The sequence below is a fragment of the Streptomyces sp. NPDC021356 genome (assembly GCF_040641015.1).
Lineage (GTDB): Bacteria > Actinomycetota > Actinomycetes > Streptomycetales > Streptomycetaceae > Streptomyces.
Genome location: NZ_JBFACU010000008.1, coordinates 271,307 through 297,365 on the forward strand (window position 1 = coordinate 271,307; position 26,059 = coordinate 297,365).

The window sequence follows — 26,059 nt, forward strand, 5'->3', positions numbered from 1 at the left end:
GTGCGGGGCGACGGCGTCAGGTCGGGACGCCGGCCCGCGCGCTCCCGCCCCGCGACGCGGCCCGGGTGATGTTGCGGGCCATGCCACCGAAGACGGCGGCGTGGAAGGGGGAGACCGACCACCAGTAGGCGTGGCCCAGCAGGCCGCGCGGGTGGAACAGGGCGCGCTGCCGGTAGCGGGTGCGCTGCGCGCCGTCCGTCTCGGCGTACATCTCCAGCCAGGCGAGGCCGGGCAGCCGCATCTCGGCGCGCAGCCGCAGCAGGTGACCGGGCTCGATCTCCTCGACCCGCCAGAAGTCGAGGGAGTCGCCGACGCGCAGGTGCTCGGCGTCGCGTCGTCCCCGGCGCAGGCCGACACCGCCCACGAAGCGGTCCAGCCAGCCGCGCGCCGCCCAGGCGAGCGGAAAGGAGTACCAGCCGTTGTCGCCGCCGATGCCCTCGATCACCTTCCACAGCGCCTGCCGGTCCGCGTCGACCGGCAGCTCCCGTTCGTCCTGGTAGAGACTGCCGCCGGCCCAGTCCGGGTCGGTGGGCAGCGGGTCGCTGGGCGCCCCGGGCACCCCGGCGGACGACCACCGGGTGGCGACCTGGGCTTCCCGCACCCGCCGCAGCGCCAGGGCCAGTGCCTCGTCGAAGGGCAGCGGCCGGCCCGGCAGGTCGGGTACGTGGGCCGCGATGTCGTGTTCGTGGCAGATCACTTCGTGGCGCAGCGACTCGGTCAGCGGCCTGGCGATCGAGGCGGGCACCGGCGTGACCAGGCCGACCCAGTGGCTGGACAGCCGGGGCGTGAGCACCGGCACCGGCAGGACGAGCCGGCGCGGCAGCCCCGCGACGGCCGCGTACCGGCCCATCATCTCGCGGTAGGTGAGGACGTCGGGACCGCCGATGTCGAACGCCCGGTTGACGTCCTGCGGCATGGTGGCCGAGCCGACGAGGTAGCGCAACACGTCACGGATCGCGATGGGCTGCGTGCGGGTGTGCACCCAGCTGGGGGTCACCATGACCGGCAGCCGCTCGGTGAGGTAGCGCAGCATCTCGAACGAGGCCGAGCCCGAGCCGATGACGACGGCCGCCCGCAGCACGGTGGCCGGCACGGGCCCCTCCAGGAAGATCCGTCCGACCTCCGCGCGGGACCGCAGGTGCGGGGACAGGTCCCGTTCCGCGACACCTCGCGGGGTGAGCCCCCCGAGGTACACGACCCGCCGCACCCCGGCGATCCGGGCCTGCTCGGCGAAGATCCGGGCCGCGCGACGGTCCCTGTCCTCGAACCCGGAGCCCGTGCCCAGCGCGTGCACCAGGTAGTAGGCGACATCGATGCCGCGCATGGCCGAGGCGACGGAAGCGGCCTCGGTGACGTCGCCGCGGACCGTCTCGGCGTCCCGCGCCCAGGAGTGGTCACGGAGTTTGCCGGGGGAGCGGGCCAGGCAGCGGACGCGGTGGCCCGCCTCCAGCAGTTCCGGCACCAGCCGCCCGCCCACGTACCCGGACGCCCCGGTGACCAGGCAGTGCAGGCGTTCTCCGCTTCGCCGTCCGTCCTCACTCACGCGCGCAGCTCCCAACCGGTCGGTCCGACGACGTGCTGTCCGACGACGTGCTGTCCGATGACACGCTCTGCCGCATGTCCGGCCCTTTCCTTCGATCATCGGCTCAAAGGCGCGCCGGTGCCTGCCGCGACGCGACCAGCAGGCGCTTCCCGGGGCGGGAGCGGTGCCCGGTCAGGGCGATCGGGTGATGCGTCGTGGAACGGGCCGCGGCGGCCGCGCCGGGCGCGCCGAGCGGGGTGCCGGCCGGCGCCGCCGCACCGGCGGTGGCCGAACCGCTCGCGGCGGTGGTGCGCCCGCAGTCGGTCCGGCCGCGTCGGTCGGTGCAGCGGCCATCGCCCGCGCCCCGGCCGGGGTGAAGGCCCGGGCGGTCCGCCGCTCGCACCGGCGTCCGCCGGACCTGGTAGAGCAAACCTTTCCGGCCACAGCACCAGCGGACGGACCGACGGGCAGGCCGCCGGGAAGGTGACGGGCAGGGACCGCCGGAGATCTGACGGGCGGACACCGAGGCGGTCGGCGGCTATCGCCGGACGACCGAGCGGATCCAGGTGAGTTGCCGGGCGACCTCCCCCGCCTCGGCGATGTCCTGCCGGTCGGAGCCGTCGAAGACGCCGAGGAGGGTTTCCGTACCGCGCGGGGCGATGCTCATCACCGGGCCGCCGGAGTCACCGCCGGCGGGGATCCCGGAGACCTTCGCCATGCAGAAGTCCGAGCCGCCCGGGGCGGTGTAGCCGTCGCACCGGGGGTCGTCCGGCCGTACGACCCGCAGGTCCGACTGCTTGAGCACGGGCGACTGGCAGGTGTTCTCGTCCCCGGTGCAGGTGGCGCCCCACCCGTACTGCCGCACGACCTGGCCCGGGCGGACGTGGGCCGTGGCCAGGCGCGCCGTGCGGACCTTCATCGGCGGGACCTTGATCAGCATCATGTCGGCGCGGGCGCTCCCGACGCGCTTGCCGGGCACCGGGCGGACCGTGGTCCCCTTGCGCATGTCGAGGTTGCCCACCCGGAACGAGATCCGTTTGTCGGCGATCGGCTGCCCCTGCTCGAAGAAGCAGTGCGACGCGCTGATGATCCACTGGGAGGTGACCGCCGTCCCGGTGCACTCCGGTCTGCCGTCGACGAGCATGCGCACCGCCCACGGGCCGTAGCCGCTCTTCGACCCGCCGATGACGGCGGAGGCCGGCGCGGTCGACATGGCCGCACCCGTCACCAGCAGCAAGGCACTCAGCAGCAGCACCCGAACTCGACGCACCATCGCGAACAGCTCCTCTCGTCGGCGCACGGGCCGTCCGCCTGGTGAGATGGCGCGCCGCGCCGGCCGGTTCCACGTGGGGGCACCGGTGTCCTCAGTGGTTCGCGAGCGCCGCGATCTCGCGGGCCAGGGTCAGGCAGCTGTCGACGAAGTCGCGAGCGGCGAGAGGGGTCACTCCGGTGTCGCCGGTGCCGGCCCGGTCGTGCAGTTTCCGCAGCCGGTCGAAGGCGACGACCGAACCGGGCGACAATCCGATCCGCTCCAGGCGGAGGCTGAACCCGGCCTCGGCGCCGCCGGCGAAGTAGGGCGGCCCGAACGCCCTGCCGTCCACGAGCGGACCCACCACGTCCTCGCAGAGACCGGAGAGGAGGAGCCAGGCCGTCCTGATCGCCGTGCGAGGGGAGGAATCGGCCGTGTCCCGCACGTAGCGCAGACGCTCCAGCCGCTGCGAGACGGTGGGGCCGGTCCCCTCCGCGCCCCCGCCTCTCGGCCCGGCCGGCCCGGGCAGCGAAGGAAGGGCAGGCCCCCAGTGGTCCCCGTGATCCGGGGTGCGGGGCGCGGGTACCGCGGACACGGGCGGGGCCGTGGGGTCGTACGCGGTCCCGTCACCCGGTGCGGCGTACGCCGGCTCCGGGTCCGGCGCCTCGTCCTCGTCGGCGGATGCCCCCGCCGTAGTGCCGGTGCCCGTGTCCCACGGCGATGCGGGCCGCCCCCACGAGTCCGCGGGGGGCATGTCCGCAAGCGGGGGAGGGGGCGGGAGCGGCGACCTGGCGCCGGTCGCGGCGCCTTCGGCCTGGTGCAGCACGTCCCGGACCTCCGCGGCGAACTCGATCGAACCCGCGGGAGTCTCCACACGCGTCATCCGCGCCACGGCCGCCCGTAACTGGACGCGCAGACTCCAGAGCGCACCGAACGCGACCGCGGGCCACGCCAGGGTTTGCAGGTACTTGAGCACCAGCTCGGCAATCTCCACCAGATCATGGTGATGTCCTGGCCCGGCGCTTCTCCCGGCCGGGCGGGATCTGTGACTGACATGAAACATCCCCCCTCCGGTCGCCGCAACGTCTTACGAGTCACCGCAACGTCTTCCGGGCGGCAGCGACGTCTTCCGGGCCGCCGACGGCGGCCCCTTCACGCACCGGCGCCTCCGTCCACCGGCACGCTCGCCCCGGTGACCACCGACGCCCGGTCGCTGAGCAGGCACGCGGCCACCTCGGCGACTCGCGGGGGTTCGGCGCCTCGCCGGCGCTCACCGACCGCGACCAGCGCCTCGTGCTCCGCACGGCCCCTGCGGGGTCCCGTGGCGCCGAGGCGCCCGCGCTGCTCGACGCGCTCGGAGCCGAGTGCGTCCAGTCGAGCGGACCGCTCTGACGGAGCCGGGGCCCACGCGACACCACCGGTAGGTCCGGCAATACAACTCCCTTTCAGGCCAAGGCAGTTCACTCGGCCGTCGACGCGGGCGCGGCAATGTGAGTGTCGGCGCCGGCGCCGGCTCCCGCGCGGATGTGGGCGACCGTCGGCGACCGTGTGAACGCGCCGGTGACCTTGAGCAGCCAGGCCGCTTCGGCCTCGACGGTCCGGGGCAGCGGCACCGGCGTGGCGCCGCCCGCCCGGGCTGCTGCCTGCCGCAGGCCCGCCCGCTTGTTCTCCAGGGCCACGGCGATGACCGCGGCCTCCACGACGGCGTGCCGATCGGTGGCATCCGGCCCGCCGGCCCGTGCCAGGGCGCGGACCACCCGGTCGGGCACATCGGGCTCCTGGTACGGGCGCAGCGCCAGGTGCGCGTCGCGGATCTCGATGACCCGCCGGTAGAGCGCGAACTCCGCGTGCCGCGGCCCCCGGCGCCAGGCGGCGGCCGACCGGCCCAACGCGATCTCCGGCAGCACGGCGTGCAGTTCGGCCCACAGCGGTTCCAGCGCCCGGTAGGTGCGGTGGGCGCGCAGCCAGCGCAGCGGGGCGGCCAGCGTGCTGCCCCACAGGCTGGTGGTGGCACCTCCGGTGGCCAGCAGCGCGGTCACGGCGCCCAGTACGGCGGAGACGAGGTCCTCGCCCAGCCCCTGTTCTCCCCGGGACAGGTCGGTGGCGACGTCCTTGAACGCCCACAGCGTCCACAGGGCGCCGGAGGCGGCGGCCAGCATCATCATCCGCAGGCCTGCCCGCAGTTGCCCCGAGGTGGTGCGGCGGGCGTGGCGGGCCAGGGCGCGGACCAGGACCAGCAGGCAGAAGCAGCCGTAGCAGGCGAAGACGGCGTTGTACGCGGCGAGCGCCCAGCCGCGGTCGGCCCGGACCGTCTCCCGTGCGTCGTCGGCCGTGACGCCCGCGACGAGGAAGAGACCGGCCGACACCGCCTGGACACCCACCGCGAGCAGGAGTTGCCGCCGCCTGCCGCGCCGCGTCCTGTCCGGGTCGCAGGCCGGTGGCGTCAGGGCGTGGGCGACGAGGACCAGGAAGGTCAGGGCGGCGGTCTTCAGTTCGTGCGTGACGAGCAGGTCCCCGTAGCGGGGCGGGAGGAGACGGTCCAGCGTGGCCAGGGTCGCGCGGGCGTTGAACAGCAGCGCGGTGCCGAGGCAGAGCGCGAACCCGGCGACGTGGCGCTGCGCGGGGTCGGCCCCGTCGCCGCGCGTGATCATGAGCCGGTGCCCGGCGAAGACCAGGAGGACGGCCGCGGCGAGGTAGGCCGAGAGGTCAGCCACGGGTGGAACCGTCCGGCGTGCGGCGCTGCCGCCCGGGCCGGGCGCCGGCCGTGTCGCCGGGTGGGGCGGGTGGCGGCGTGCCGAACAGTGACCGCAGCCGGGCCTCGTCCTGGCCGGGTGGCGGCGCGCTGTCCTGGGTGCGCTGCAGCCGGCTGGCGCGGTTGAGGATCAGGGAGGCGACCAGTTCCGCCTCGGCTTCCTGGGGCAGTGTGTAGACGGTGCGGCCCAGGACACGTCTGACCAGGTCGGACGGGAGGTGCGGCAGTAACAGCTCGGCGGCGGCCGAGGCGGCGGGGGAGGTCTCGTGGTGCCCGCAGACGAGGTGGGCGGCCTCGTGCAGCAGGATGTGCTGCTGGTGCAGGGGCGTGGTGTCCGCCGCGTACAGGATGCAGTCGGCGTGGTCGGTGGTGATCAGCAGTCCGCACGGGGTGTGCGGGCGGTAGGCGACCGGCATGAGCTGGATGTCCCGGCCGCGGGTCCTGGCCACCAGCGCGATGAAGGCGCCGGCGTCGAAGGGGGCGGGCAGGTCGAGCCCGTCGACCAGGCGGGAACATCGCCGCCATAACCGTCTCGCACTCCGATCAGCCCCCACGAGCCACCCCTTCTCGCGTCAGTCGATGCGGTACGTCGCGGCCGGTCAGCCGCTGGTGCCGTCCCCGGCGTCCGGCGCGGTGCCACCCCGGTCACGGTGACTGCCGGCGGCCTGTTCGCGGCGGGCGAGCACGTCGATCATGTCGCTGATCGTGCTCACCCCTTCGGGAGACAGGTTGACGGCGCGCAGCGCCACGTTGCGGACCCCCGCGTCCCGCAGCGCGCCGAGCAGTTCCAGCTCCTTGGCGATCGCCTTGCCCTGTTCCTCGTCGAAGAAGTACGCCACCGGCACGTCGAAGAACTGGGCCAGTGCCTCCAGGTGACGCTTGGTCGGGTTGTCCCGCCGTCCCGTGCGCAGCTGCCACAGGTACGTCGCCGAGAAGCTGGCCCCGGTGGTCTCCCGGCACGCCCGGGCGACCTCCTCGTTGCTGAACTGCTCCCGGTTGGGCCGCCGTACGATCCGGAACAAGGCCTCGATCTTGTCGGCCAGGCTTGACGGAGCGGTCTCGGAACCGGTCATCCGCGCCCTCCCCTTCCATGAGCCGATGTGGGAACGTACCGCATTCGGATACATCCTAGCTGCCCCTGTGCACCCCTTGTCGGAACCTCTGTGCGGTGGGCCAGGCAGCCTTCTCCCGTCCCGGAGCCGGTCTCGGCACCGCTGCCCACACCCTCGGATGATCAGCTCAGGTGTGCAGCGAAACGCAATTCATTCATCTCAGTTGACACCGCGCGAAGCCCTGCCGCAGACTCCTCGTCAGCTGAGGTGAATGTGACTCGCAGACGCGTCAGCTGCCATGAGGTACACCGCTGTCCATCGCTGCTCAGGAGGGATCACGATGAAGAAGATGTCGATCCGCAAGGCCGGCCCCATCCGCCTCACCTCGGCCTGCGCCAGCTACTACTGCTGCTTCGCCAACTAGCAACCCGCCGCGGTGGGAGCCGGGCCGTGCGCCGGACCGGCTCCCACCGCTCGCGCCCAGGGAGCTCGCCGCATGACCGCGACCGCATCGGGCGGCGGCGTTGTCCGCCTGCACCGGCTGACGATGATCGACGAGGACGACGGTGTCATGGTGGGCCGGCCGGACACCGCCTCGTACGCCCTGTTCCCACCGGAGGGTGCCGAGGCGTTACGGATGCTGGACTCCGGCGCGACCGTCGCCGCGGTGGCCGAGTGGTACCGGCACACCTGCGAGGAGACGCTGGACGTCGACGACTTCCTCGGCACGCTCGACGAACTCGGTTTCCTGCGGGCCGAGGGCGAGCCCGAGCCGACTCGGCCACGGGTGCGCTGGCGACGGCTCGGCCGCTGGACCTTCTCCGGGCCGGCCTGGCTGTGCTACGTCGCGCTGCTGGTCGCCGCCGTCGTCGCGATGGCGCGTGACGACTCGCTGCGCCCCTCCTACCACCAGGTGTTCTTCACCGACCACCTGGCGCTGATCCCCCTGACGATGACCGCGGTGCAGATCCCGTGCATCCTCGTGCACGAGGCCTTCCACGCGCTGGCCGGCCGCCGGCTCGGCCTGCCCTCCACGCTCCGGATCAGCCGCCGCCTGTACTTCATCGTCGCCGAGACGCGGCTCGACTCGCTCCTCAGCGTGCCGCGCAGGCGACGCTACCTGCCCTTCCTGGCCGGGATGCTGGCCGACGTCCTGATCATCTGTGCGATGACCCTCCTCGCCCCGGCCCTGCGCGGCACCGCCCTGCCCGCCTGGTGCCCGGCGCTCTGCCTGGCCACGGCCTTCAGTTGCGTGCTGCGCCTGCTCTGGCAGCTGATGTTCTACCTGCAGACCGACCTCTACTTCGTCATGGCCAACGCGTTGCGCTGCTCCGACCTGCACAACGCCACCCGGTCCTACCTCCGCACGCTCCTGCGGCGGCTGCTGCGCCGCCCGGTCGCGGAACCCGACGAGCAGTGGACCGACCGGGACCGCGCCATGGCGCGCGTGTACGCGCCGTTCCTGGTGGCCGGTTACGGCTTCTCCCTGGGCAGCCTGCTGTGGGCCGCCCTCCCCGCCACCGTGCACTTCGGCACGCTGCTCGTGGACCGGTTCCGGGGCGGGGCCTCCACCTCCGGCGTCGTGGACGCCGTCAGCTTCCTCGGCCTGACCGCACTGCAGTTCGGGCTGCTGGGCTACATCGCCGTACGGGACCGGCGCGCCGGCCGCACCTCACCACAAGGAGCCCTTGGATGACCACGTCACCGACGCCCCACCTCACCGTCCGCTGCCACCGTCGGCTGCGCGGACCGTACACGGGCGGCGGCGCGCTCCTGCGCAGCGTCGTACCGGAACTGGCCGAGCGGGACCCGAAGGCCGTGGCGGCACGGGCGCACGCCGTGGTCGCCATCGCCCCGGACCTGGCCCACCTGGCCGGCACGGCGCCGCGCACGCTCACCAACTCCGCCGAACGCGGCGAACGCACCCGGCTGTACTCCGTCTCCCGCACCCGGCGCCTCGCCCACAGCCTCGCCGAACTGCTGCTCGACTGGGCCCGGGTGTGCCACCCCGGCGGCGCGGTCGTCGCGTTGCGGGAACTCGACGACGCCGATCCGACCGACCACGAACTGGTCGACGTGCTGCGACGCAGGTGCGACCCGGCCGTCCTGACCGTCGTGACGGACGTGACGGACGTGACGGACGTGGCCGTCGTGATGGACGACGTGACCGACGTGACCGACGTGACCGAGGTGACGGACGTGGCCGACGGGACCGATGGGACAGACGGGCCCCACCCGGCGGAGCCCGGCGCCGCGTCCGCGACAGCGGCCGGACCCGATCCGGCCCGGCTGTTCGTCGACTCCGACGGCACCAGCCGGGACGCGGCGGCCCGTACGGCCTACGACGCCCTGTCCGCGGACGAACGGGCCCGGCTCCACGAGGAACGCGCCGCCCGCCTCGCCGCCGCCGACGGGCCCGCCGTACGGCTCGGCGCCCTGCCCTACCACCTGGAGCGCGGCATCGACCCGGCGGGCGCCGGCGCCGACGCCCTCGCCGAGGCCGCCGAGACCGCCTTCCTGCGCGGCTTCTACGAGGCCGCCCTGGACTACTGCCTGCGCGGCCGGGCCGCCCTCGGCACCGCACGGCCCAAGCACTACTGGACGTTCACCATCCTCGCCGGGACCTGCCTGTCCTACCTGCGCCAGGGCGAGGACAGCGAGGGCTGCTTCGCCGAGCTGCGGGCCGGGACGACCGACCCGGTCATCCACATGAACACCTGCTACAACATGGCGATGCTCTACACCCGGCACCTGCCCAAGGAGCAGCACGACGAGACACGCGCGGTGGAGTGGATCAACACGGCGATCGCCCTGGCCGACCGCGACCCCGACCCTCACAAGCGCGCCTTCTTCGGGGCGTTCATGCGCAACGCGCGGGCCCTGATCGAGCTGCACCGCGCGGACGTGCCCCGCGCGCTGGCCCTGGTCGACGAGGCCATGCAACGCGTCGAGACCGGGCTCGAGGACCACGAGCAGCTCCTGCACCGCTCCGTCCTGCTGTACAACCGGGCGCAGATCCTCGCCAACCTCGGGCAGCACGAGGACTCGCTGCGCGACTACGACGAGCTGATCGGCCGCGACCCGGACTACGGCGACTACTACTTCGAACGGGCCGCCGAACACCGCGCGCTCGGCCGCCCCGAGAACGCCCTGGCGGACTACGCCGAGGCGATCCGGCTGAGCCTGCCCTTCCACCAGGCCCACTTCAACCGGGCGGACCTGCTGCGCGAACTCGGGGACCACGAAGGCGCCCTGCGCGACCTGGACTACGCCGTCCTCCTCGACCCCACCCACCTGGACTCCCTGACCAACCGGGCCGACCTGCTGCTCGACCTCGGCCTGTTCGACCGGGCGGCCGAGGACATCGCGGCCGGACTGGCCCTGGAACCCGCCGACGCGCGGCTGCTGGCCGCCCGGGGCGCGCTGCTCGCGGAGGCCGGTGACTCCGACGCGGCCCTCGCGAGCTTCACCGCCGCCCTCGACGCCGACCCCACGCTCACCGCGGCCTGGGCCAACCGCGCCGTCCTGCACTACACCGCCGGCCGCCCCGCGGACTCCGCCGGCGACCTCGACCGGGCGATCGCCCTGGACCCCGACCCCGCCCTGCACGCCAACCGCGCCCTCGCGCTCCAGGAACTCGGCGACCACGGGCGGGCGTTGGCCGACCTGGACATAGCGATCGCCGCGCTCGGGGACGAGGACCCGGACCTCTTCTACCGGCGGGGTGCCAGCCGGCGGGCGCTGGGCGACCTCGACGGAGCCGACGCGGACTGGCGCACGCACCTCGCGGCGTACGGCCCGGGTGAGGTGTCGCCGTTCGCCGCAGAGATCGACCTGGAGCGTACGGCGTGACCGCGGTCACCGACCAGCTCCGCGGCGAGGGCACGGCCCGCCTGCTGGCACCGGACACCTACCGGGCGGCGATGCGCCACCACGCCAAGGGCGTCGCCGTCATCACCGCCCACCCGGGCCGGCCCGTCGGCTTCTGCGCCACGTCCGTCACCTCCCTCTCGGCGGACCCACCCCTGGTCTCCTTCGCGGTCGGCCTGCGCTCGTCCTCCTGGGCGGCCATGCACAACTCCCCTCACTTCCTGGTCCAGTTGCTCGCCGACGGGCAGGAGGACCTGGCACGGGGTTTCGCCCGCCCGGGCGGGGACAAGTTCGCGCCCCCGGTGGCCTGGCGCCCCGGCCCGTTCGGACTCCCCCTGCTCGACGGCGTCCTCGCCTGGCTGGTCCTCGGCCCCCTCACCACCCAGCCCGTCGCCGACCACGTGCTGGTCATCGGCCAGGTCGTCGACGCCGGCCACACCGGCGGCACACCGCTGGTCCACCACGACGGCCGCTACCACCGGCTCTCCTGATCCCGCCGGCCGGCGGCAGGGCCCGCCTTGCCGCCGGAGACCGGCCCCGTCCGCCGCAGCGCCCCGCCAAGCGCCCGTCGCTCCTCGCGGCCGTCTTCCGCGCCCCCTGGACGGTGACCGCACACCTGCTCGTGGCACTCCTGGCAGGCGGAGTGCCGGCGGCCGTCCGGCACGACGGGGACCACAGCCACCGCCCGCCGCCCGGATGTGTCCGCTACAGCGCGAACTGCTGAGAAGGCCGCAACTCGCCGACAGGGCACGGAGCTGGCCGGGTCGGCTGTGACCGGTGCCCTGCGCATGGCCGCCGGCGGATGGCAGGATGGGGAGGGTGGCCGGCCGAAGTGAACTGTCCCCGACCCCAGCGGTGCCAGGCGGGTCCTGCCACCGCGCTGCTGCGAGCCGATGAGAGGAAGGCCTGTGCTCGTCTGGGTGAACGGCGCGTTCGGCAGTGGCAAGACCACCCTGGTGGAGGAACTGCGGTCCCGCCGGCCGGATGCGCTGGTGTTCGACCCGGAGCTGGTCGGATTCGTGCTCCGGAAGATCGTGGAGGTGCCGACCGGCGACTTCCAGGACCTGCGGCTGTGGCGCCGTCAGGTGGCCGCCATGGCGGTCGACCTCGTCGAAGAGTACCGACGGCCGGTCCTGGTGCCCATGACCCTGGTGGATCCGGCGTATCTCGGTGAGATCTTCGGCGTACTCGCGGACGCGGGCGTGGACGTCCTCCACTTCTTCCTGAAAGTACCGCGGGACGTGCTGGTCGAGCGCATCGACGGCCGGAGCTTCACCCCGGACGATCCGGCACGGGACGAGCGGATCCGCGCGTGGTGCAAGTCCCGCATCCCCGCCTGCCTGGCGGCCGCTGACGTACTCCCGCCGGACACCGTCTTCCTGGACGGCGAACTGCCGCCGAGCGAACTGGCGGAGGCCGTGCTCACGAGGGCGTGTGCGGTAGCGCACCGGTGAAAAGGAAGGCGGCGCAGGCCCCTTCGGCCACGTATCGACGCTTCCGGGGCCGCCACTCCTCCAGCAGCAGTGGTTCCGGACAGCGTGCTCACAGGCAGTGGCAGTCGGTGGCGTACAACAGCAGGAGGCCGGCCGTGGCGGTCGTCAGCGTGAAGACGGCCGCGGTCACCGCGGCGAGGCCCCGGCGGCGGCCCCGCGCGGGGGAGCGGAACGCCTGCCAGGCGCCGTGGGCGAGCAGGAGGCTGACCAGTGCGGCTCCCGCGACGGTCAGGCGCGGGCTGAAGGACCAGCTCAGGTAGGCGATCAGCACCAGGAAGGCGAGCAAGGCGCAGGCGAGCAGGGTGAGGATCGCCTCGCCGACGGTTTCTCCGACCGACTCGATCAGAAAGTCGCCGACGTGTTTCGCCGTGCTGCGGAGCCTCACCCTGCTCCTCCTTCAGCCCCTCACGCTCCCCGGCCCCTACCGCGGGGTGAGCGCGTTCGTCCAGTCGTCGACGGTGACGACGTCCGCCCACTGCGGGAACAGCGTATCGGTGAGGAACCGGTGGATCCCGGGGTCCAGGTCCAGGCAGGCGTCGGCGAGGACGGTGAGGCCGAAGTCCAGGTCGTTGGCCTGGCACAGGGTGTGCAGGACCACGGCGCTGGTGGCGATGCCGGTGAGGACCAGGCTGTCGATGCCGCGTGCCCTCAGCACCATGTCGAGGTCGCTGCCCGAGAAGGCGCTCGCGCGTCTCTTGGTGACCACCACCTCGCCCGGAAGGGGCGCGACATCGGGGTGGATCTCGGTGCCGGGGTCGCCCTCGACATGGAGTCCGGCGCGCGCGACGGCGGTGAGCGCCCTGTTGCGCGGGCCGACTTCCGGGTAACCCGGGCGCAAGGCGATGACCACGTAGACGACGGGGATGCCGGCGGCCCGCGCGGCGTCGATGGCCCGGCGCAGGCGCGGCAGGTAGCCGGAGCCGTCGTCGGCGATGTCCACGACGTCCCGCTGTACGTCCATCACGAGGAGTGCGCTGCTCATACCCTCTCCAACGTCCGCAGGAACGAGATCAGTTCCGTGTCGAAGCGGGCCGCGTTCTCCATGTTCGGGTAGTGCGCGGCGCCCGGCACGGTGACGGTGCGCCCGTCGGTGACGAGACGCACCAGGCGCTCGGCCATGGCGAGGTGGTCCGGGGCGTCCAGGGCGCCGTTGATCGCGCACACCGGGACGGAGATCCCGGGCGCGCGCTCCCAGGTGGCCGTGACCGGCACCCGGTGGTCCGCTTCACCGGGCGCGTGCTTGGCGAGCGTGCCGAGCACCATCTCCCGCACCCGCCGCACCACTTCGGGGTCGACGTCGGCGAGGTCGCGGTGCGGGCCGGCGGTGAACCGCTGGAACGCGTCGACCCAGCCGGTCACGTCGCCCGCGGCCAGCGCCCGGCCCTGGGCCGCCAGGACGTCCAGCGCCCACGGGTCCTCGAAGACGGGCTCGCTGGTGCCGACCCCGCTCACCACTACCGCGCGGACCGACTCGGGGTGTTCCAGCGCGCAGTCGACAGCGGTGGCCCCGCCCATCGAGACGCCGACGAGCACGGCCGGGGCCGCGTCCAGGCCGCGCAGCAGTGCGGCGACGTCGTCGGCGGGCCGGAACGGACCGGTCGCGGTGTCCGAGCCGCCGTGCCCGCGGGCGTCGTACGCGAGGACCCGGTGGCGCGCGGCGAACACCGGGAGCTGTTCCTCCCACATGCGGTGATCGACGAAGCCGCCGTGCAGGAACACCAGAGGCGGCCCGGAACCGGCCTCACGGTAGGCGAGCCGGCCGCCGTCGGTGCGCAGGGAACGGATCGGAAGCGATGCGAGATCGACTTTCATGACAACCAAGGTGTCATTATCGGAGTGACTTGGCAACCGAGGTGTCATGATGGAGGGGTGACGGACGAGAGTATGGCGGGCGAGAGCGCGGATGTGCCTCCCGTGCCTCCCCAGGACGCGCCGGCCGAACGCCTCATGGAGGTCTTCGACCTGGTCGGCCCGCTCTACCGGCGGGTCCACCGGAAGGTGGAGCAGACGGCGCCGATCGAGGGCCTGTCGGTCGGCGTGCGCGCGGTGCTCGACCTCCTGCGCGCCCACGGTCCGATGACGGTGCCGCAGATGGGACGCGCGCAGGCGCTCAGCAGGCAGTTCGTGCAGCGCATGGTGAACGACGCCGCGCGCCACGGCCTGGTGGAGAGCGTGGCCAACCCCGCCCACCGCCGCTCGTTGCTCATCCGGCTCACCGCGGAGGGCCGGGCCGCGATCAGCGCCGTACGCGCCCGGGAACTCGCGCTGCTGCGCCGCGTGGACGGCGACCTGACCACGACGGACATCGACGCCTGCCTGCGCGTACTCGGCGCGATGCACGCGCTCTTCGGCGACGTGGACGTGGACGTGGCGGTGGACGTCGATGCCGATGCCGATGCCGAGGTCGACGTGGACTGAGCGAGCACCGCGTCGCCCGCGCCCCCGGCCGCCGCCCGCGCCCCCGAGCGCCGCTCATGGTCCCGACCGCCGCTCCCGACCTCGCCGCGGCTCCGGACGCGGCAGGTGCCGGGCCCGGAGCGACGGCGTTCTCCGGCGTTCAGCTCACGTTGTTGTACGCGTTGCCGGTGTGGGCGTCAGAGACCGTGCGGGCCTCGAAGGGGCGCGAGGGATCGCCGGTGCCGGAGTACAGGTAGACGGTCTTGGTGCCCGGCTGGTAGGCGAAGAGGTCGGCCTTGCCGTCATGGTCGACGTCGCCGGCGCCGACGAGCTGGGAGTACGCCTGCCAGCCACCGCCTATGCGCGTGCGCTGCGCGTAGGTGCCGTCGCCCTTGCCGAGGTAGAGCCACAGGACGCCGTCCTGGTCGCGGGCGACGAGGTCGCCGGCGGGCCCTCCGGCGAGGTCTCCGACGGCGACGAGCTGGTTGTAGACGTCCCAGCCGTGGCCGATGCGCTCGCGGGCCTGGAAGGGGCGGGCCACGCTGCCGGTGCCGCGGTAGAGCCAGGCGATACCGCTCTTGTCGATGGCGACCACGTCGGAGCGGTCGTCACCGGTGAGGTCGCTGCCGCCGGTGATGTGCGCGTACGTCTGCCAGCCCGGGCCGACCCGCACGCGCCGGGAGAAGTTGCCGTCCTCCTGGCCCGAGTAGAGCCAGAGCACCCCGTCCATGTCACGGGCGATCAGCTCCGGCGTGGAGCCGGGGATCCTCGGCTCCGCGACGTCCCCGACGGTCTCGATCTTGTCGTAGGTCTGCCAGCCACCGCCGATCCGCGCCCGCGGGCGCCCGTCCTCGGCGCTGTCCCGCCACAACACTCCCGAGGCGTCCCGGCCCAGCAGGTCGGGGAGGCCGTCGTAGTCGAAGTCGTGGAGGGCGGAGGTGGGAGTGCCGGCGTGCGCGAGGAGCCGCACGGCCGGTCGGCCGTCCGCGCCGAGCAAGACGCGGTAGAAGCCCCTGCCCTGGGCGGAGCTGCTGCCCTGGACGATCCGCGCGGCGCCGTCGGGGGTGGCGGACGAGATGTCCGCGCGGTCGAGGAACCGGACCTTCTCGCCGGTGCTGATGTGCAGGGCCGTCGTCCCGTAGGTCACCCAGCCGCCGAGCAGCCCGATCTCCAGGTCCGCGCCTGCCGTGGTCCCCGGCACGGGAACGGCTGTCTCGGCGCCGGTGGTCCGGTCGCGGACGACCACACGCAGGGTGTTCGTGGCGGTGTCGTCCTCGACCCAGGCCAGGCGGTTGCCGGAGACCACGGGGTTCCGCGCCTGCTGCGGGTAGGGGAAGGCGAGGGTGGCGTCGGTCAGGTCGATGAGGCCGGCGCGCTGCTCGCCCTGCGCCGTCCGGACGCTGAGCAGGCCGTGCGTGGCGTCCCCCGGCCGCACCCGGTCGTAGGAGGCCCCCTCCGGCATGCCCTGAACGGGCCGGGGTTCGGCGTCCTTGGTCTTCAGCCACAGCTTCGTGGCCCCGCGGATGAAGAGGGCCGAACCCGCCACGCCCGAGTAGAAGGTGTCCAGACCGTCGTCGATCTCCCGCATGCCGAACTCGGTGCCGGTGGACATGTCCAGGACCCTTGTACCGTACGTGTTGCCGGTGGTGAGGACGACCGTGTCCCCGGAGGTCTCGGCGAGCCCGTCGATCGTGTCGTAGAGCGTGTCGCGCGTGGCACCGCCCGCGTACGGGGTCCACCGCAGTTTCGCCTCCTCCTCGTCGTGCGGGACGTACGTGATGAAGCCGAGCGAACCCGCGGATGCCAGCCGGGCGGCGGGCACCGACGGGAGCAGATCGCTCGCCCCCGCCGCCCCGGCGGAGGACGGAGCCGCACCCGCCGGGGCGGCGGTCAGCGCGCCCGCGCCGAGAGTGACGGCCAGGACAGTGACGAGGGCGGTGCCAAGACGGCGCCGGCCGGTGTGTCGGGACAGCAAGTAACGTCTCCTCCTGCACGAACGGGCTGGGACGCCCCACGTGCGCCCCCCGCGAGTGCGACCACCGGGCGGGTGAATGGGTTGTACGGGAACCGTGGCGGTCCGCGGCGGCCTCCCGGCGACGGCGGACGGTTCCACGACGAGTCGGGCGCGTCCCGGTGCGATCACCCGGCCCGGCGCCGCGGATCAGGAACCGCTGCCCCGTCCTTCGGCGGTGAGACGTAGGTCCGCGAGGGCGCGCGCGTTCGTCCCGGCCGCCGGTCCCGGTGACGTCAGCAGGGCGCGCAGGCGGCCCGGAGGGAGCCCCGCCGCGCGGCGGACGGCGCGGGTCATGTGGGACTGGTCGGTGTAACCGAGTTCGCGCGCAAGCCCCGCGAGATCACGTTCGCCCTCGCTGAGGCGGTCCAGGACGCGGGCGAGGCGCAGCCGGCCGCGATGGGCGGAGAGCGTGGTTCCGGTGACGGCCGTGAAGACCCGGCTCAGGTGGTGCGGGGACGCGCCCACGGCCCGGCCCAGCGCCTCCAGCCCGATGGTGGGTTCGGCGGCCAGCGCGGCCCGCGCGTCGTCGACGAGGCGCCGGCGAGCGGCGGCGGAGGCGGGACGGCCGCAGGCGACGCGGGCCGGGGCGAGCCGGGCGAAGACGTCGGCCGCCAACCGGGCCGTGTACTCGCCGAGTTCGAAGTCGTCAGCACCCTGGCGGGCGCGCGAGAGCAGCATCCGGTGGGTGAGGGCCAGCTGCGGCGTCACCATGACCAGACCCTCCGGAACCGTGGGGTCACCGCCCAGCAGGTCCGCGACGCGGGGCTCGGAGAGGACGATCTCGGTGAACGTGTCGGGCCCCTGCGGATGGGCGAACTGCTGCTCCGTGCCGATGCGTTCGACGAGCACGCTGGCGGCGTCCAGCACGTGCTCGACGCCGTCGACCCGGCCGCGCAGCACGCCGTCCCTGAGCAGCACCAGGCCGAACACGGTAGCGGGCCGCGGCTGCGACCAGCCGCGTGTCGTGCTGCCGCAGCGCACGTCGGCGAGGTGGACGTCGTCCTCGCTCAGGTACACCCTGCGGTCGTCGGCCATGCGCCCATCGTAGGCGCCGGGGCCCGCGTCGGACCCGGTGCGGATCCCGGTCCCCGGCCCCGGCACCCTTGCGAACCTCCCACGCGGGCCCCTTGCGAACCCCCACAAGGGCCTCCTTGAAGGCCCTTGTGGGACCTCCTGCCTTGTCGGCCCCTCGGCGCACCCTCAGGCGCGTCTCGTCGCACCTCTTGGTCGCACCTCTTGCCGGGGCCTTCCCGAAGTGGACACGAAAGTACAAGCCCCGGCGTGCCGGCCCCCGCATGGTGGTGGACACCAGCCACCACCGACGACGCAGGGGGAGACCATGACCCACCACCGTGCCGCTCACCTCGTTCATCCCGTGCATCCCGTGCATCCCGTTCACCCGGTTCGCCCCGCTCCGTCCGGTGTTCCGGCGACGGACGCCCCGCCGAGCCGCCGCAGCGTCCTGCGGGGCGCCGCCACCGTGGGCATGGGCGCGCTCACCGCCTGGGCCGGCACGGGCGGCACCCCCGCCGCGGCCGCCTCCCACGGCGGCGCCGGCACCGCCCGCATCGTCTCCCGCTGTGCGGGCCCCTACGAGGTGATGGCGCTGCGGGACGCCCACGGGACCTTCCCCGGCAAGCGGCAGGACTGGTTCCCCGACGCCGGCGACTCCGACTGGGCGCGGGCACAGCGGCTCGACCCCGCCGCCTTCGGCCCGGACGACACATGGGAACTCGACTTCCGCTGCTACGCCGTCCGCAGGCCCGGCGGCCGGATCACCCTGGTCGACACCGGCATCGGCCCGGTCGGCAGCCCGGCAGCGAGCTGGGCCCCGGTGCCGGGCCACCTGCCCAGGGTCCTGCGGCTCGCCGGCATCGAGCGGGACGACGTCGACACCGTCGTGCTGACCCACCTCCACGAGGACCACTACGGCTGGACGGTCGACACCACCGGCACCCCGTTCTTCCCCAACGCCCGCCATGTCGTGCAGCGGGCGGAGATCGAGGCCCTGGCCGCCGACGACAGCGCCACGGCCTACGTGGTCGAGCCGCTGCGCCGGGCCGGCCTGCTGCACCTGATCGACGGCCGGGTCAGGGTGCAGAGCGGTCCCGGCCACTCCTCACTGACCGCCGTACCGACACCCGGGCACACCGCCGGACACCAGTCCGTGCTCGTCGAGGGCGGCGGCCGGGGACGCATCATGATCACCGGTGATGTCCTGGTGCACGCCGTCCAACTGGCCGCGCCGAGCGTCGCGTACCGCCTGGAGAGCGACCAGGCCACGGCCCGCCGCACCCGTCAGAACGTCCTCGACGAAGCCCGCGACCACGGGCACCTCCTGGCGACCGCCCACCTCGGCCGGCCGTTCCTCCGCCCCTGACGGGCCGTTCTCCGCGCGAGCCGCCGTGATCGGCGCCCTCGGGACACCCCCGCCCCGGGTCCGGCGGCAGCCACCATGTTCCGCGAGGGCCGCGATCCGTAGCGTCGAGTCATCGGCTGGGAAGGATCGTGAAAGGACGGGCCATGAGGCTGCGCGGCGGCGAGCGGCAGGCGGCGGACGACCGGCCGGAGGTGCAGGGCACCCCCGCCCTCACCGTCGAACTGCGCGGAGTACGGCGGCGGTACGGTCGCGGCGCCGGTGCCGTGCACGCCCTCGCGGGTATCGATCTCGCCCTGCCACGCGGCACGTTCACCCCCGTGACGGGCCCCTCGGCCCCTCCGGCTCCGGCAAGTCCACCTTCCTCCAGTGCGCCGCCGGTCTCGACCGGCCGTCGTCCGGCTCCGTACGCCTGGGCGGTACGGAGACGCCGACGCCCCGCCCCGGCGCCACGCTCACCGCGTCCCGTCAACGTGATCACGGTGGACAACTCACAATGGGGACTTCCGTTCACGTCACCTCGCCGAACCGCTGAGCCGGGTCGGCCCAGCCCGGGCGCGCCACACATCGACCAAACGCGCCTTCTCGGACAAAGAACGCGATCACGCATCAAATTCTTCTAGGCGGCGAATCGTTCCGCTGTGGGAGCGTCGGCGCGCAGCATTTCCGACGCGAGGAGAATCCGTGATCTCGAAAAGCAAGAGGGCCCTCGGTTCCGTGGCCGTGGCGCTCGCCGCCGCAGCCGCGTTCACCGTCAGCGTGCCGAGCGGTACCGCCTTCGCCATCGACCACGTCCAGTGCGTGGGCGGCGAGAACTTCCTGAAGATCTGGTCGCACCTCGACGGCCGCGACAGCGTTGACTGCTACGCGAACGCCGGACGGACCGACTTCGGCGGATGGTGGGTCGACCGGATCTCCACGGGCAACAACGACCTGATCTACTACGACGTCAACGGCGACTCGGTGAAGATCGAACGCTGGCACGACATCACCTTCCCGAACCGCCCGCCGAGGGTCGCCGCCATCCAGATCCTGTGACCGCCTGACGGTCGGCCGACGAGGGCGCTGCCCCGGCGCTCCAACGGCCCGGCGGGCCGGCGGCCCTGCGCTCCGGCCGCCCCCGGCCGACCGGTGGGGCCCGCCGGGTCACGTCTCCTTCCGGGGACGTGACCCGGCACCGGCGACTCCCGGCAGCCGGCATCGCCCTCGTGAGCGTCTGCAACGGCCGAGCCCATAGGAAACCCCTATGGCCCCTGCTCGCATTACGTCTTTGCCTCTCGTCGTTTCCCGGCCCTACCGTGAAACCGCCCGACAAGGTGCTCAGCGCGATATCCCCAAAGGCAAATCCCGGATATTCAAGCTCTGCGCCCTTCCGCGCGTACGTCCGTGCATACGCACCTGCGCACGCAATTCTTCATTCCGTCGAGCGGGTGAACGAATGACCGAGCACGATCGCACGATCGCACGACCGAGAGGAACAGTGGCATGACCACGATCGAGAACGAACCGGCAACGCGGGAACTCGCGGGAAAGCGGGCCCTGGTCACAGGTGGTTCTCGCGGCATCGGAGCGGCCGTCGTACGCCGGCTGCTGGACGCGGGCGCCGAGGTGCTCACGACCGCCAGGTCGGCGACGAGCGCGGTGCCGGACGGGGCCGCCTTCGTGGAGGCCGACGTACGGACACGGGCGGGAGCGGAGGCGCTCGCCGCGGCGGCGCGGGAGGCGCTCGGCGGGGTGGACATCCTGGTCCACAACGCGGGCGGCGCGCGACCCCACCAGGACGCCTCGGCCATCCCCGACGAGGAGTGGCAGGATGCGCTGGAACTGAACTACCTCGCGGCGGTGCGTCTGGACGCGCTGCTGGCACCGGAAATGCGGGAACGGCGTTCGGGGAGGATCGTGCACGTCTCCTCTGCCGCGGTGCTCACCCCCATCGGGCCGTTCCTGCACTACACGGCGGCGAAAGCGGCGCTGGAGAACTACAGCAAGGGCCTGGCCCTGGAGCTGGCGCCGTTCGGGATCCGGGTCAACACCGTCTCGCCCGGCCGGGTCGCAACTCCCGGCGGCGAAGCGACGCGGGAGGAGTGGGCGCGCCTTGCCGGGGGCCCGGCCCAGGTCAACGCCGACGACACGACCCCGCTAGGGCGCGACGGCCGACCCGAGGACATCGCCGAGGCGGTGCTGTTCCTCGTGTCCGACCGGGCGAGCTGGCTGACCGGGAGCAACGTCATCGTGGACGGCGGTGAATTCCCGAGGGGCTGACGCCGACGGAACCCGACGACGCCGATCGCGAATCCCATTCCCATTCCTATTCCTATTTCCGGTTCCGGTTCCGGTTTGACGGGAAGAATGCAGACGGCCCCGCCTCATTTTCCTTCCCGGTGCGCCGTGCGCCGTCAGGAAACCGATGAGACGGAAGCCGAGCCGGACGACCAGTTCTGCTGACGCAGGAGTTCGAGCAGGGCCGTCTCCGCCGGGCCCGCACCGCGCCGGAGCACGGCGATGACGGGCTGGGACACGACCGGGAACACCGGGCGGACGAGGTGCTCGTGACCGTCGGGCACCGCGGAGGCCGGGACGAGCGTCACCCCCAGCCCGTGAGCGGCCCAGCGCACGGCCGTGGCCGTCTGGGACACCCGGGCGGCCGTGGCCGGCGTCAGGCCGTTCTCCCGCAGCACGTTCAGCAGTACGCCGTCCAGCGCGCTGTCACGGTCGAACCGCACCCACGGCTCGCCCTCCAGCTCACGCAACTCGACCCGTTCGGCGTCGAGTTGACGGTGCCCGGCGCCCAGCACCACGGCGAACTCCTCGTCGCCCAGGTGGTGGGCGTCGGCGGGGCTCTGCTCGCACGCCGCCATCAGGGTGAGGTCCAGGACGCCCCGGCGGCACAGCCGGTCCAGCTCGGCGGAGCTGGGCTCCTCGAAGACGGTGACCTCCAGCCGCGGGTAACGGCGGCGCAGCGCGTCCAGCGCGACCGGCAGCTGGCGGGTGCCGAAGCCCATCTGCACCGCGACGACCAGCTCGCCGACCAGCTCCTCGGCGCCGGCCCGGGCCGTCGCCCGAGCCCTGCGTGCCGCGCTCACCGCGGCCTCGGCCTCCCGCAGGAACGCGCGGCCGACCGCGGTGGGCACCAGCCCGGTCGGAGTCCTGGCGAACAGTTCCACGCCGAGTTCCCGCTCCAGGCCGCGGATCTGCTGGGACACCGACGGCTGGGCGACATGCAGCACCTCGGCCGCCGCCGTCACCGAACCCTCCGCGGCAACGGCCAGGGCGTACTCGAACTGACGCAGGCTCATCGGCCCCGCCCCCTCTCGTTCATCGTTCGTGATGGTAGGCGAGACGCGGGGGAGCCCCCTGGCCCGCTGCCGTCGTCCGGACCCCGTTCCGCCGGGCCCCGGCTGGTCAGCCCTCGCCCGCCGGCCCGCCCGCCCCGGGAACGGCCTCGTCGATGACGCCGGCGAGACGGCGCAACTGCGCGGCGAGTTCCCGCCGTTCCCGCGGCGCGAAGTGCGACAGGGCGGCGTACTGGCGTGCGCGCAGCTCGCTCTGCATGGCGGCGAGGCGTTCCGCTCCTTCCTCGGTGAGCCGCACGAGGACCTGGCGCTCGTCGTGCGGAGCACGCCGCCGGGTGACCACGTTCCTGCCCTCCAGCTGCTGGAGCATACGGGTGGCGGTGGGAACACTCACCTCGGCGTGGGCGGCGAGCCGGCTGACCGGCAGCCCCTCGCCCCGGCCGTCCGCACCCAGCGCGGTGAGCAGAGCCAGCTGCGACATGGACAACCCACCCCCGGACCGCCCCACCGTGGCGGCCCGCGAGCGGCGCATGGCGTAGAAGAGCCGATCGGCAGCCTGCGCCAGATCCTCGACCCCGGGCTCGACGCGCGGCCGGGGGGCGCCACGAGTCTCGGACGCGTGTGTCTCCTTCATGACTGTTAGCTTACTAAACGACTGCTGGCCGTGCCGTGCCCGTGAGGTGGCGCAGTGCGGCGTGGGCGGTGAAGAGCGGTCGGGAAGGCTGCCAGGGCGGTGGCCGCCTCCGCGGGCCGCGTCGCGGGGGCGCGGTCGGCGGGCTCGCCCGGGACCCAGGTGGTGACGAGCCAGGGCCGGGGGAACCGTTCGGAGGGCTCACCGAGGCGCTGCGGGACGGGGGCGGGCAGCGGAAGACGCGGGGCGAGGTGGGGCAGCCAGGCGTGCTCCTTGCGCAGCAGCGCGTCCGCGGACCGCGTCGCCCACGGCAAGCGGACGGCGAGGTCGTCACCGAGCCGCCACACTTGATTGTCCCAGCCGAGCGCTCCGAGCTTCAGGGGGCGGTCCGCCAGGTCGGGGTGCTGCTCGCGCAGCGGAGCCCGGATCAACTCCTCCGTGATGTCCTTCTCACCGGCTGTCTCGGTGGCTGTCATGCGCGGCAACGGTAGGGGGAGGGGTGGCCTGTGGGTTTCCGGGCGACGTCAACGGCCGGTCCGTGACGGAACGGTCGCAGCGTCGGGACGGCAGGCCAGGGCCCTGGCGGAGGCGGCGGAAACCGCCGGAGAGGGGAGTGACGGCGCAGCACGGGCGTGGTGCGGCCGTCGGGCCCCGGCTTCGGGTCCCGGGTCGCGGGAGGCGGGTGCGGGGCCAAGGTGCGCGGCCGGGTCCGGGCGGTGTGGACCCGGTGGTGGTGCCGCCCGTGCCCCGCGTGCGTGTGTGACGGGCCGGGAGTCAGCGGGCGAGGCGGGGGAAAAGGAACTCGGCGCTGTCACGGTTGACGGCCTCCGCCTGCCCGGGCGCGAAATCCGGGTACGTCCCCAGGTAGCTGTTGTAGTAGGTGCCGGCGGCCTGCGGGGCGAAGGGCCAGTCGCTGCCGTAGAGGATGTGGCCGGGTTCGGCGAAGGCGAGCAGGGCGGGCAGCGCGCTGGGGCTGGCGGACAGGGCGGTGTCGAAGTAGAAGCGCCTCAGGTCGCGCAGGATGTCTTCGGCCGTGCGGTCGGGGTCCACGACGGTGGAGGTCAGGCCGGAGAAGCGGTAGGCGGCGTAGGGGAGGAAGCCACCGCCGTGGGAGAGGATCACGCGCACGTTCGGGTAGCGGCTCATGACACCGTTGAGCACCAGATCGAGGGCGGTCCTGGTGGTGTCGAAGACGTAGTCGGCGAGCGGGGCGGGGGTGCCGGGCAGCAGGGCCATCGGCGGCTGGGCGGGGTGGACGAAGACGTTCGCCGCGCGGCGGTCGAGCTCGGCCCACAGCGGCTCGAAGCCGGGGTCGCCGAGATAGCGGCCGTGCGTGTTGGACATGAGGGCGACGCCGTCGGCGTGCAGGGTGTCCAGTGCGTGCACCGCTTCGGCCACCGCGGCGTCGATGTCGGGCAGCGGGATGCCGGCGAAGTGGCCGAAGCGGTCGGGGTTGTCCTTGACCACCTCGGCGCCGTACTCGTTGACGGCGCGGGCGAGGTCGCGGGCGGCACCGTCGCTGCCGAGGTGCACGCCGGGCGCGGTGACGGACAGGATGCCGGTGGCGATGCCCTGCTGGTCCATCATCGCGATCGCGCTGCGCGGGCTCCAGGCCGGGATGGCCCAGCCGCCGGAGTCCAGGCCGCGTGCGGCGAGGGCGTCGGCCCAGACCGGCGGAACGATGTGCTGGTGGACGTCGATACGGGCGGGAGCGTCCATGATCCTAGCCTTCTAAAGGTTAGCGAGCTAATTACTTCCTTAGTAAGCTAACAGTAGGGGCAGGGGTGGGGCAACCCGGTGGTCTCGTCGTCCCGTCGGCGGGCGCGCGGGCAGGTCTCGGGGGGCGGCCCGCGGCGGCGCACGGGCGCCTGCCCGGCGTTACGGGTCGGTGTTGACGAGCCGTCAGGCGACAGGGCCGGCCGGCGGCGCGGTACCAGCGCCGCCGAGGCGCGCCTCGTACGCCAACAGGCGCCGCTGGGCGTCCCGGTACGGGGTCGCCGCCGGGACCTGCTCCCCGTCGCGGACCGCCTCCGCGACGGCCACGGCCGCCTCGACCGCCGCCCGGTACGGCAGGGAACCGGTGCTGACCCGCCGGACGCCGAGCCGGCCCAGCTCCTCGAGCGGGACACCCGGGACGGCGAGCACGTTCACCGGGACCGGGAGCTGCGAGGTGAACGCGCGCACGTCGCCGGGGTCGGTGGCACCCGGCACGAAGATGCCGTCGGCGCCGGCCGCCACGTAGGCGCGGGCCCGGGCGAGGGTGGCTTCGACGGTGGCGTCCTCACCCACCCAGTAGGTGTCCACCCGGGCATTGACGAACAGCCCCGGCGCCCGTCGCTTGACCGCGGCCACCTTGGCCGCCAGCACGTCGGCGGGCACGAGGCGGTCGGCGGTGCTGTCCTCGATGTTGACACCGGCCGCTCCGAGGCCCGCCGCGTAGGCCGCCACCTGCTCGGGGTCCTCGGCGTAACCGTCCTCGATGTCGGCGGACACGTGGACCGGCAGCGCGCGCAGCCGGGCGACGAGATCACGTGTCGCCTCACGTGTCGCGTGCCGGCCGTCCGGACTGCCGGCCGCGGCGGCGATCCCGAAACTGGTGGTGCCGAGCGCGGGGAAACCCGCCTCGACGAAGGCGAGAGCCGATCCGACGTCCCACGCGTTGGGGAGGAGGAACGGCACCTCGCCGGCGCGGTGCAGCTCATGGAACGACGACACGTCGGCGCAACCCCTTCGGTCGTACGGGCCGGGGCCGGGCCCCGGCCGCGGCGTGAGCGGACGGCGACATCGCAATCCTCGCGGGCGAACGGCGCGGACACAACCGGGACCCCCGGCCGCCGCGAGGAGATCAGACCCGGTCCAGGGGCCGGTGCGGCCCGCTGGGAAGCTCCGCCTCGATCGGATCGCCGGGGCGCACCACGCCGCCCGCCTTCACGATGCTCATGATTCCGGCCCTGCGCACGATGTTCCCGGCCTCGTCGCGGCCGACGACCTGCTTCAGCAGCCCGTCCTGGAAGGCGTCGATCTGCAGGCAGGGGTTGCGCAGGCCGGTCACCTCCAGCACCGCGTCGACCCCCACCCGCAGCAACGTGCCGACCGGCAGTCCGAGCAGGTCGATGCCCCGGGTGGTGATGTTCTCGCCGAGGTCGCCGGGCGTCACCTCGAACCCCTCCGCGCTGACGTCGGCGAAGAGTTCCTCGTGGATCAGGTGGACCTGGCGCAGGTTCGGCCGGGTGGGGTCCTGCGCCATTCGTGAGCGGTGCTTGACCGTCACACCGGCGTGGACGTCACCGTCCACACCGAGCCCCGCGAGCAGTGTGATGCTGCCCCGGTTCGGCTTGGTGAAGGAGTACTCGCCGTTGCTGCTGACCGCGGCCACCGTCCCGCTCGGCGTGGTCCCGCTCATCTCCCG

The 26,059-nt window shown here is 73.4% G+C and carries 26 protein-coding genes and 2 pseudogenes; 11 read left to right on the forward strand and 17 right to left on the reverse strand.

Translation table 11 applies throughout. From position 1 onward, the window contains the following. Window positions 1–16: 16 nt before the first annotated feature. The 6 genes from AB0G56_RS13610 to AB0G56_RS13635 form a co-directional block, all read right to left on the reverse strand. Window positions 17–1,543: an SDR family oxidoreductase gene (locus AB0G56_RS13610; RefSeq protein ID WP_360968279.1), complete on the reverse strand. Its 1,527-nt coding sequence runs from the start codon at window positions 1,541–1,543 to the stop codon at window positions 17–19. Between the two features lie 517 nt (window positions 1,544–2,060). Then, window positions 2,061–2,795 carry a trypsin-like serine protease gene (locus tag AB0G56_RS13615; RefSeq protein WP_360968282.1) on the reverse strand — a complete coding sequence of 245 codons (735 nt, stop codon included), beginning with the start codon at window positions 2,793–2,795 and terminating at the stop codon, window positions 2,061–2,063. 91 nt (window positions 2,796–2,886) lie between these two features. Next, window positions 2,887–3,765 carry a hypothetical protein gene (locus AB0G56_RS13620; RefSeq protein WP_360968285.1) on the reverse strand — a complete coding sequence of 293 codons (879 nt, stop codon included), beginning with the start codon at window positions 3,763–3,765 and terminating at the stop codon, window positions 2,887–2,889. 466 nt (window positions 3,766–4,231) lie between these two features. Next, window positions 4,232–5,485 carry an MAB_1171c family putative transporter gene (locus tag AB0G56_RS13625; RefSeq protein ID WP_360968287.1) on the reverse strand — a complete coding sequence of 418 codons (1,254 nt, stop codon included), beginning with the start codon at window positions 5,483–5,485 and terminating at the stop codon, window positions 4,232–4,234. Further along, window positions 5,478–6,077, reverse strand: coding sequence for a ParH-like protein (locus tag AB0G56_RS13630; RefSeq protein ID WP_360968290.1), 600 nt, complete (start codon window positions 6,075–6,077; stop codon window positions 5,478–5,480). Before AB0G56_RS13630 ends, AB0G56_RS13625 begins: the two co-directional genes overlap by 8 nt. 45 nt (window positions 6,078–6,122) lie before the next feature. After that, entirely contained in the window at window positions 6,123–6,596 is a 474-nt protein-coding gene (locus AB0G56_RS13635) for a helix-turn-helix domain-containing protein (RefSeq protein ID WP_360968292.1), read from the reverse strand. A gap of 277 nt (window positions 6,597–6,873) precedes the next feature. Between AB0G56_RS13635 and AB0G56_RS13640 the strand changes: the two genes are divergently transcribed. From AB0G56_RS13640 to AB0G56_RS13665, 6 genes are all read left to right on the forward strand, one after another. After that, window positions 6,874–6,999 (forward strand): hypothetical protein, encoded by a 126-nt coding sequence (locus tag AB0G56_RS13640; protein ID WP_360968295.1) that lies wholly within the window; start codon window positions 6,874–6,876, stop codon window positions 6,997–6,999. A gap of 72 nt (window positions 7,000–7,071) precedes the next feature. Further along, window positions 7,072–8,271 carry a hypothetical protein gene (locus tag AB0G56_RS13645; protein WP_360968298.1) on the forward strand — a complete coding sequence of 400 codons (1,200 nt, stop codon included), beginning with the start codon at window positions 7,072–7,074 and terminating at the stop codon, window positions 8,269–8,271. Continuing rightward, window positions 8,268–10,427: a tetratricopeptide repeat protein gene (locus AB0G56_RS13650; protein ID WP_360968301.1), complete on the forward strand. Its 2,160-nt coding sequence runs from the start codon at window positions 8,268–8,270 to the stop codon at window positions 10,425–10,427. Before AB0G56_RS13645 ends, AB0G56_RS13650 begins: the two co-directional genes overlap by 4 nt. Then, a complete protein-coding gene (locus AB0G56_RS13655; RefSeq protein WP_360968304.1) occupies window positions 10,424–10,936 on the forward strand; it encodes a flavin reductase family protein in 513 nt (170 codons plus the stop codon). Before AB0G56_RS13650 ends, AB0G56_RS13655 begins: the two co-directional genes overlap by 4 nt. Further along, window positions 10,936–11,169 carry a DUF6234 family protein gene (locus tag AB0G56_RS13660; RefSeq protein WP_360968403.1) on the forward strand — a complete coding sequence of 78 codons (234 nt, stop codon included), beginning with the start codon at window positions 10,936–10,938 and terminating at the stop codon, window positions 11,167–11,169. The genes AB0G56_RS13655 and AB0G56_RS13660 overlap by 1 nt, the downstream gene beginning before the upstream one ends. Window positions 11,170–11,353: 184 nt before the next feature. Then, on the forward strand, window positions 11,354–11,899 hold the full coding sequence (locus AB0G56_RS13665) for an AAA family ATPase (RefSeq protein WP_360968307.1): 546 nt from the start codon (window positions 11,354–11,356) through the stop codon (window positions 11,897–11,899). 88 nt (window positions 11,900–11,987) lie between these two features. Here AB0G56_RS13665 and AB0G56_RS13670 read toward each other — a convergent pair whose 3' ends face one another. The 3 genes from AB0G56_RS13670 to AB0G56_RS13680 are packed head-to-tail and all read right to left on the reverse strand — an operon-like array spanning window position 11,988 to window position 13,750. Beyond that, window positions 11,988–12,323, reverse strand: coding sequence for a lysine transporter LysE (locus AB0G56_RS13670; RefSeq protein ID WP_360968309.1), 336 nt, complete (start codon window positions 12,321–12,323; stop codon window positions 11,988–11,990). A 36-nt stretch (window positions 12,324–12,359) separates the two neighbouring features. Further along, the gene (locus AB0G56_RS13675) at window positions 12,360–12,920 is read right to left on the reverse strand and encodes a cysteine hydrolase (protein WP_360968311.1); all 561 of its coding nucleotides are present in this window, start codon (window positions 12,918–12,920) and stop codon (window positions 12,360–12,362) included. Further along, a complete protein-coding gene (locus AB0G56_RS13680) occupies window positions 12,917–13,750 on the reverse strand; it encodes an alpha/beta fold hydrolase (protein WP_360968314.1) in 834 nt (277 codons plus the stop codon). The genes AB0G56_RS13675 and AB0G56_RS13680 overlap by 4 nt, the downstream gene beginning before the upstream one ends. A gap of 72 nt (window positions 13,751–13,822) precedes the next feature. On the opposite strand from AB0G56_RS13680, the gene AB0G56_RS13685 reads away from it, so the two are divergent. Beyond that, a complete protein-coding gene (locus AB0G56_RS13685; protein WP_360968406.1) occupies window positions 13,823–14,356 on the forward strand; it encodes a MarR family transcriptional regulator in 534 nt (177 codons plus the stop codon). Window positions 14,357–14,495: 139 nt separating this feature from the next. Here AB0G56_RS13685 and AB0G56_RS13690 read toward each other — a convergent pair whose 3' ends face one another. Next, window positions 14,496–16,310 (reverse strand): VCBS repeat-containing protein, encoded by a 1,815-nt coding sequence (locus tag AB0G56_RS13690; RefSeq protein ID WP_360968316.1) that lies wholly within the window; start codon window positions 16,308–16,310, stop codon window positions 14,496–14,498. A gap of 186 nt (window positions 16,311–16,496) precedes the next feature. Continuing rightward, window positions 16,497–17,384: an AraC family transcriptional regulator gene (locus AB0G56_RS13695; protein ID WP_360968318.1), complete on the reverse strand. Its 888-nt coding sequence runs from the start codon at window positions 17,382–17,384 to the stop codon at window positions 16,497–16,499. Between the two features lie 349 nt (window positions 17,385–17,733). Here AB0G56_RS13695 and AB0G56_RS13700 point away from each other — a divergent pair, with 349 nt between their 5' ends. The 4 genes and pseudogenes from AB0G56_RS13700 to AB0G56_RS13715 all read left to right on the forward strand — a co-directional run bounded on the left by AB0G56_RS13700 (window position 17,734) and on the right by AB0G56_RS13715 (window position 20,988). Further along, window positions 17,734–18,729, forward strand: coding sequence for an MBL fold metallo-hydrolase (locus AB0G56_RS13700; protein ID WP_360968321.1), 996 nt, complete (start codon window positions 17,734–17,736; stop codon window positions 18,727–18,729). 143 nt (window positions 18,730–18,872) lie between these two features. Further along, window positions 18,873–19,153 (forward strand): annotated as a pseudogene (locus AB0G56_RS13705) (ATP-binding cassette domain-containing protein); the annotation flags it as partial. 257 nt (window positions 19,154–19,410) lie between these two features. Then, window positions 19,411–19,764, forward strand: a complete 354-nt coding sequence (locus AB0G56_RS13710; RefSeq protein ID WP_360968324.1) for a beta/gamma crystallin domain-containing protein — start codon at window positions 19,411–19,413, stop codon at window positions 19,762–19,764. Between the two features lie 447 nt (window positions 19,765–20,211). After that, window positions 20,212–20,988 (forward strand): SDR family oxidoreductase, encoded by a 777-nt coding sequence (locus tag AB0G56_RS13715; RefSeq protein WP_360968326.1) that lies wholly within the window; start codon window positions 20,212–20,214, stop codon window positions 20,986–20,988. Window positions 20,989–21,122: 134 nt separating this feature from the next. Here AB0G56_RS13715 and AB0G56_RS13720 read toward each other — a convergent pair whose 3' ends face one another. The 6 genes and pseudogenes from AB0G56_RS13720 to AB0G56_RS13745 form a co-directional block, all read right to left on the reverse strand. Continuing rightward, window positions 21,123–22,022: a LysR family transcriptional regulator gene (locus AB0G56_RS13720; protein ID WP_360968328.1), complete on the reverse strand. Its 900-nt coding sequence runs from the start codon at window positions 22,020–22,022 to the stop codon at window positions 21,123–21,125. Between the two features lie 106 nt (window positions 22,023–22,128). After that, window positions 22,129–22,653 carry a MarR family transcriptional regulator gene (locus tag AB0G56_RS13725; protein WP_360968330.1) on the reverse strand — a complete coding sequence of 175 codons (525 nt, stop codon included), beginning with the start codon at window positions 22,651–22,653 and terminating at the stop codon, window positions 22,129–22,131. A gap of 62 nt (window positions 22,654–22,715) precedes the next feature. Further along, a pseudogene (locus AB0G56_RS13730) lies at window positions 22,716–23,126 on the reverse strand (phosphotransferase); the annotation flags it as partial. 298 nt (window positions 23,127–23,424) lie between these two features. Further along, a complete protein-coding gene (locus AB0G56_RS13735) occupies window positions 23,425–24,369 on the reverse strand; it encodes an amidohydrolase family protein (RefSeq protein ID WP_360968333.1) in 945 nt (314 codons plus the stop codon). Window positions 24,370–24,552: 183 nt separating this feature from the next. Further along, a complete protein-coding gene (locus tag AB0G56_RS13740; RefSeq protein WP_360968336.1) occupies window positions 24,553–25,365 on the reverse strand; it encodes an isocitrate lyase/phosphoenolpyruvate mutase family protein in 813 nt (270 codons plus the stop codon). A gap of 130 nt (window positions 25,366–25,495) precedes the next feature. After that, entirely contained in the window at window positions 25,496–26,053 is a 558-nt protein-coding gene (locus AB0G56_RS13745) for an MOSC domain-containing protein (RefSeq protein WP_360968339.1), read from the reverse strand. Window positions 26,054–26,059 lie beyond the last annotated feature (6 nt).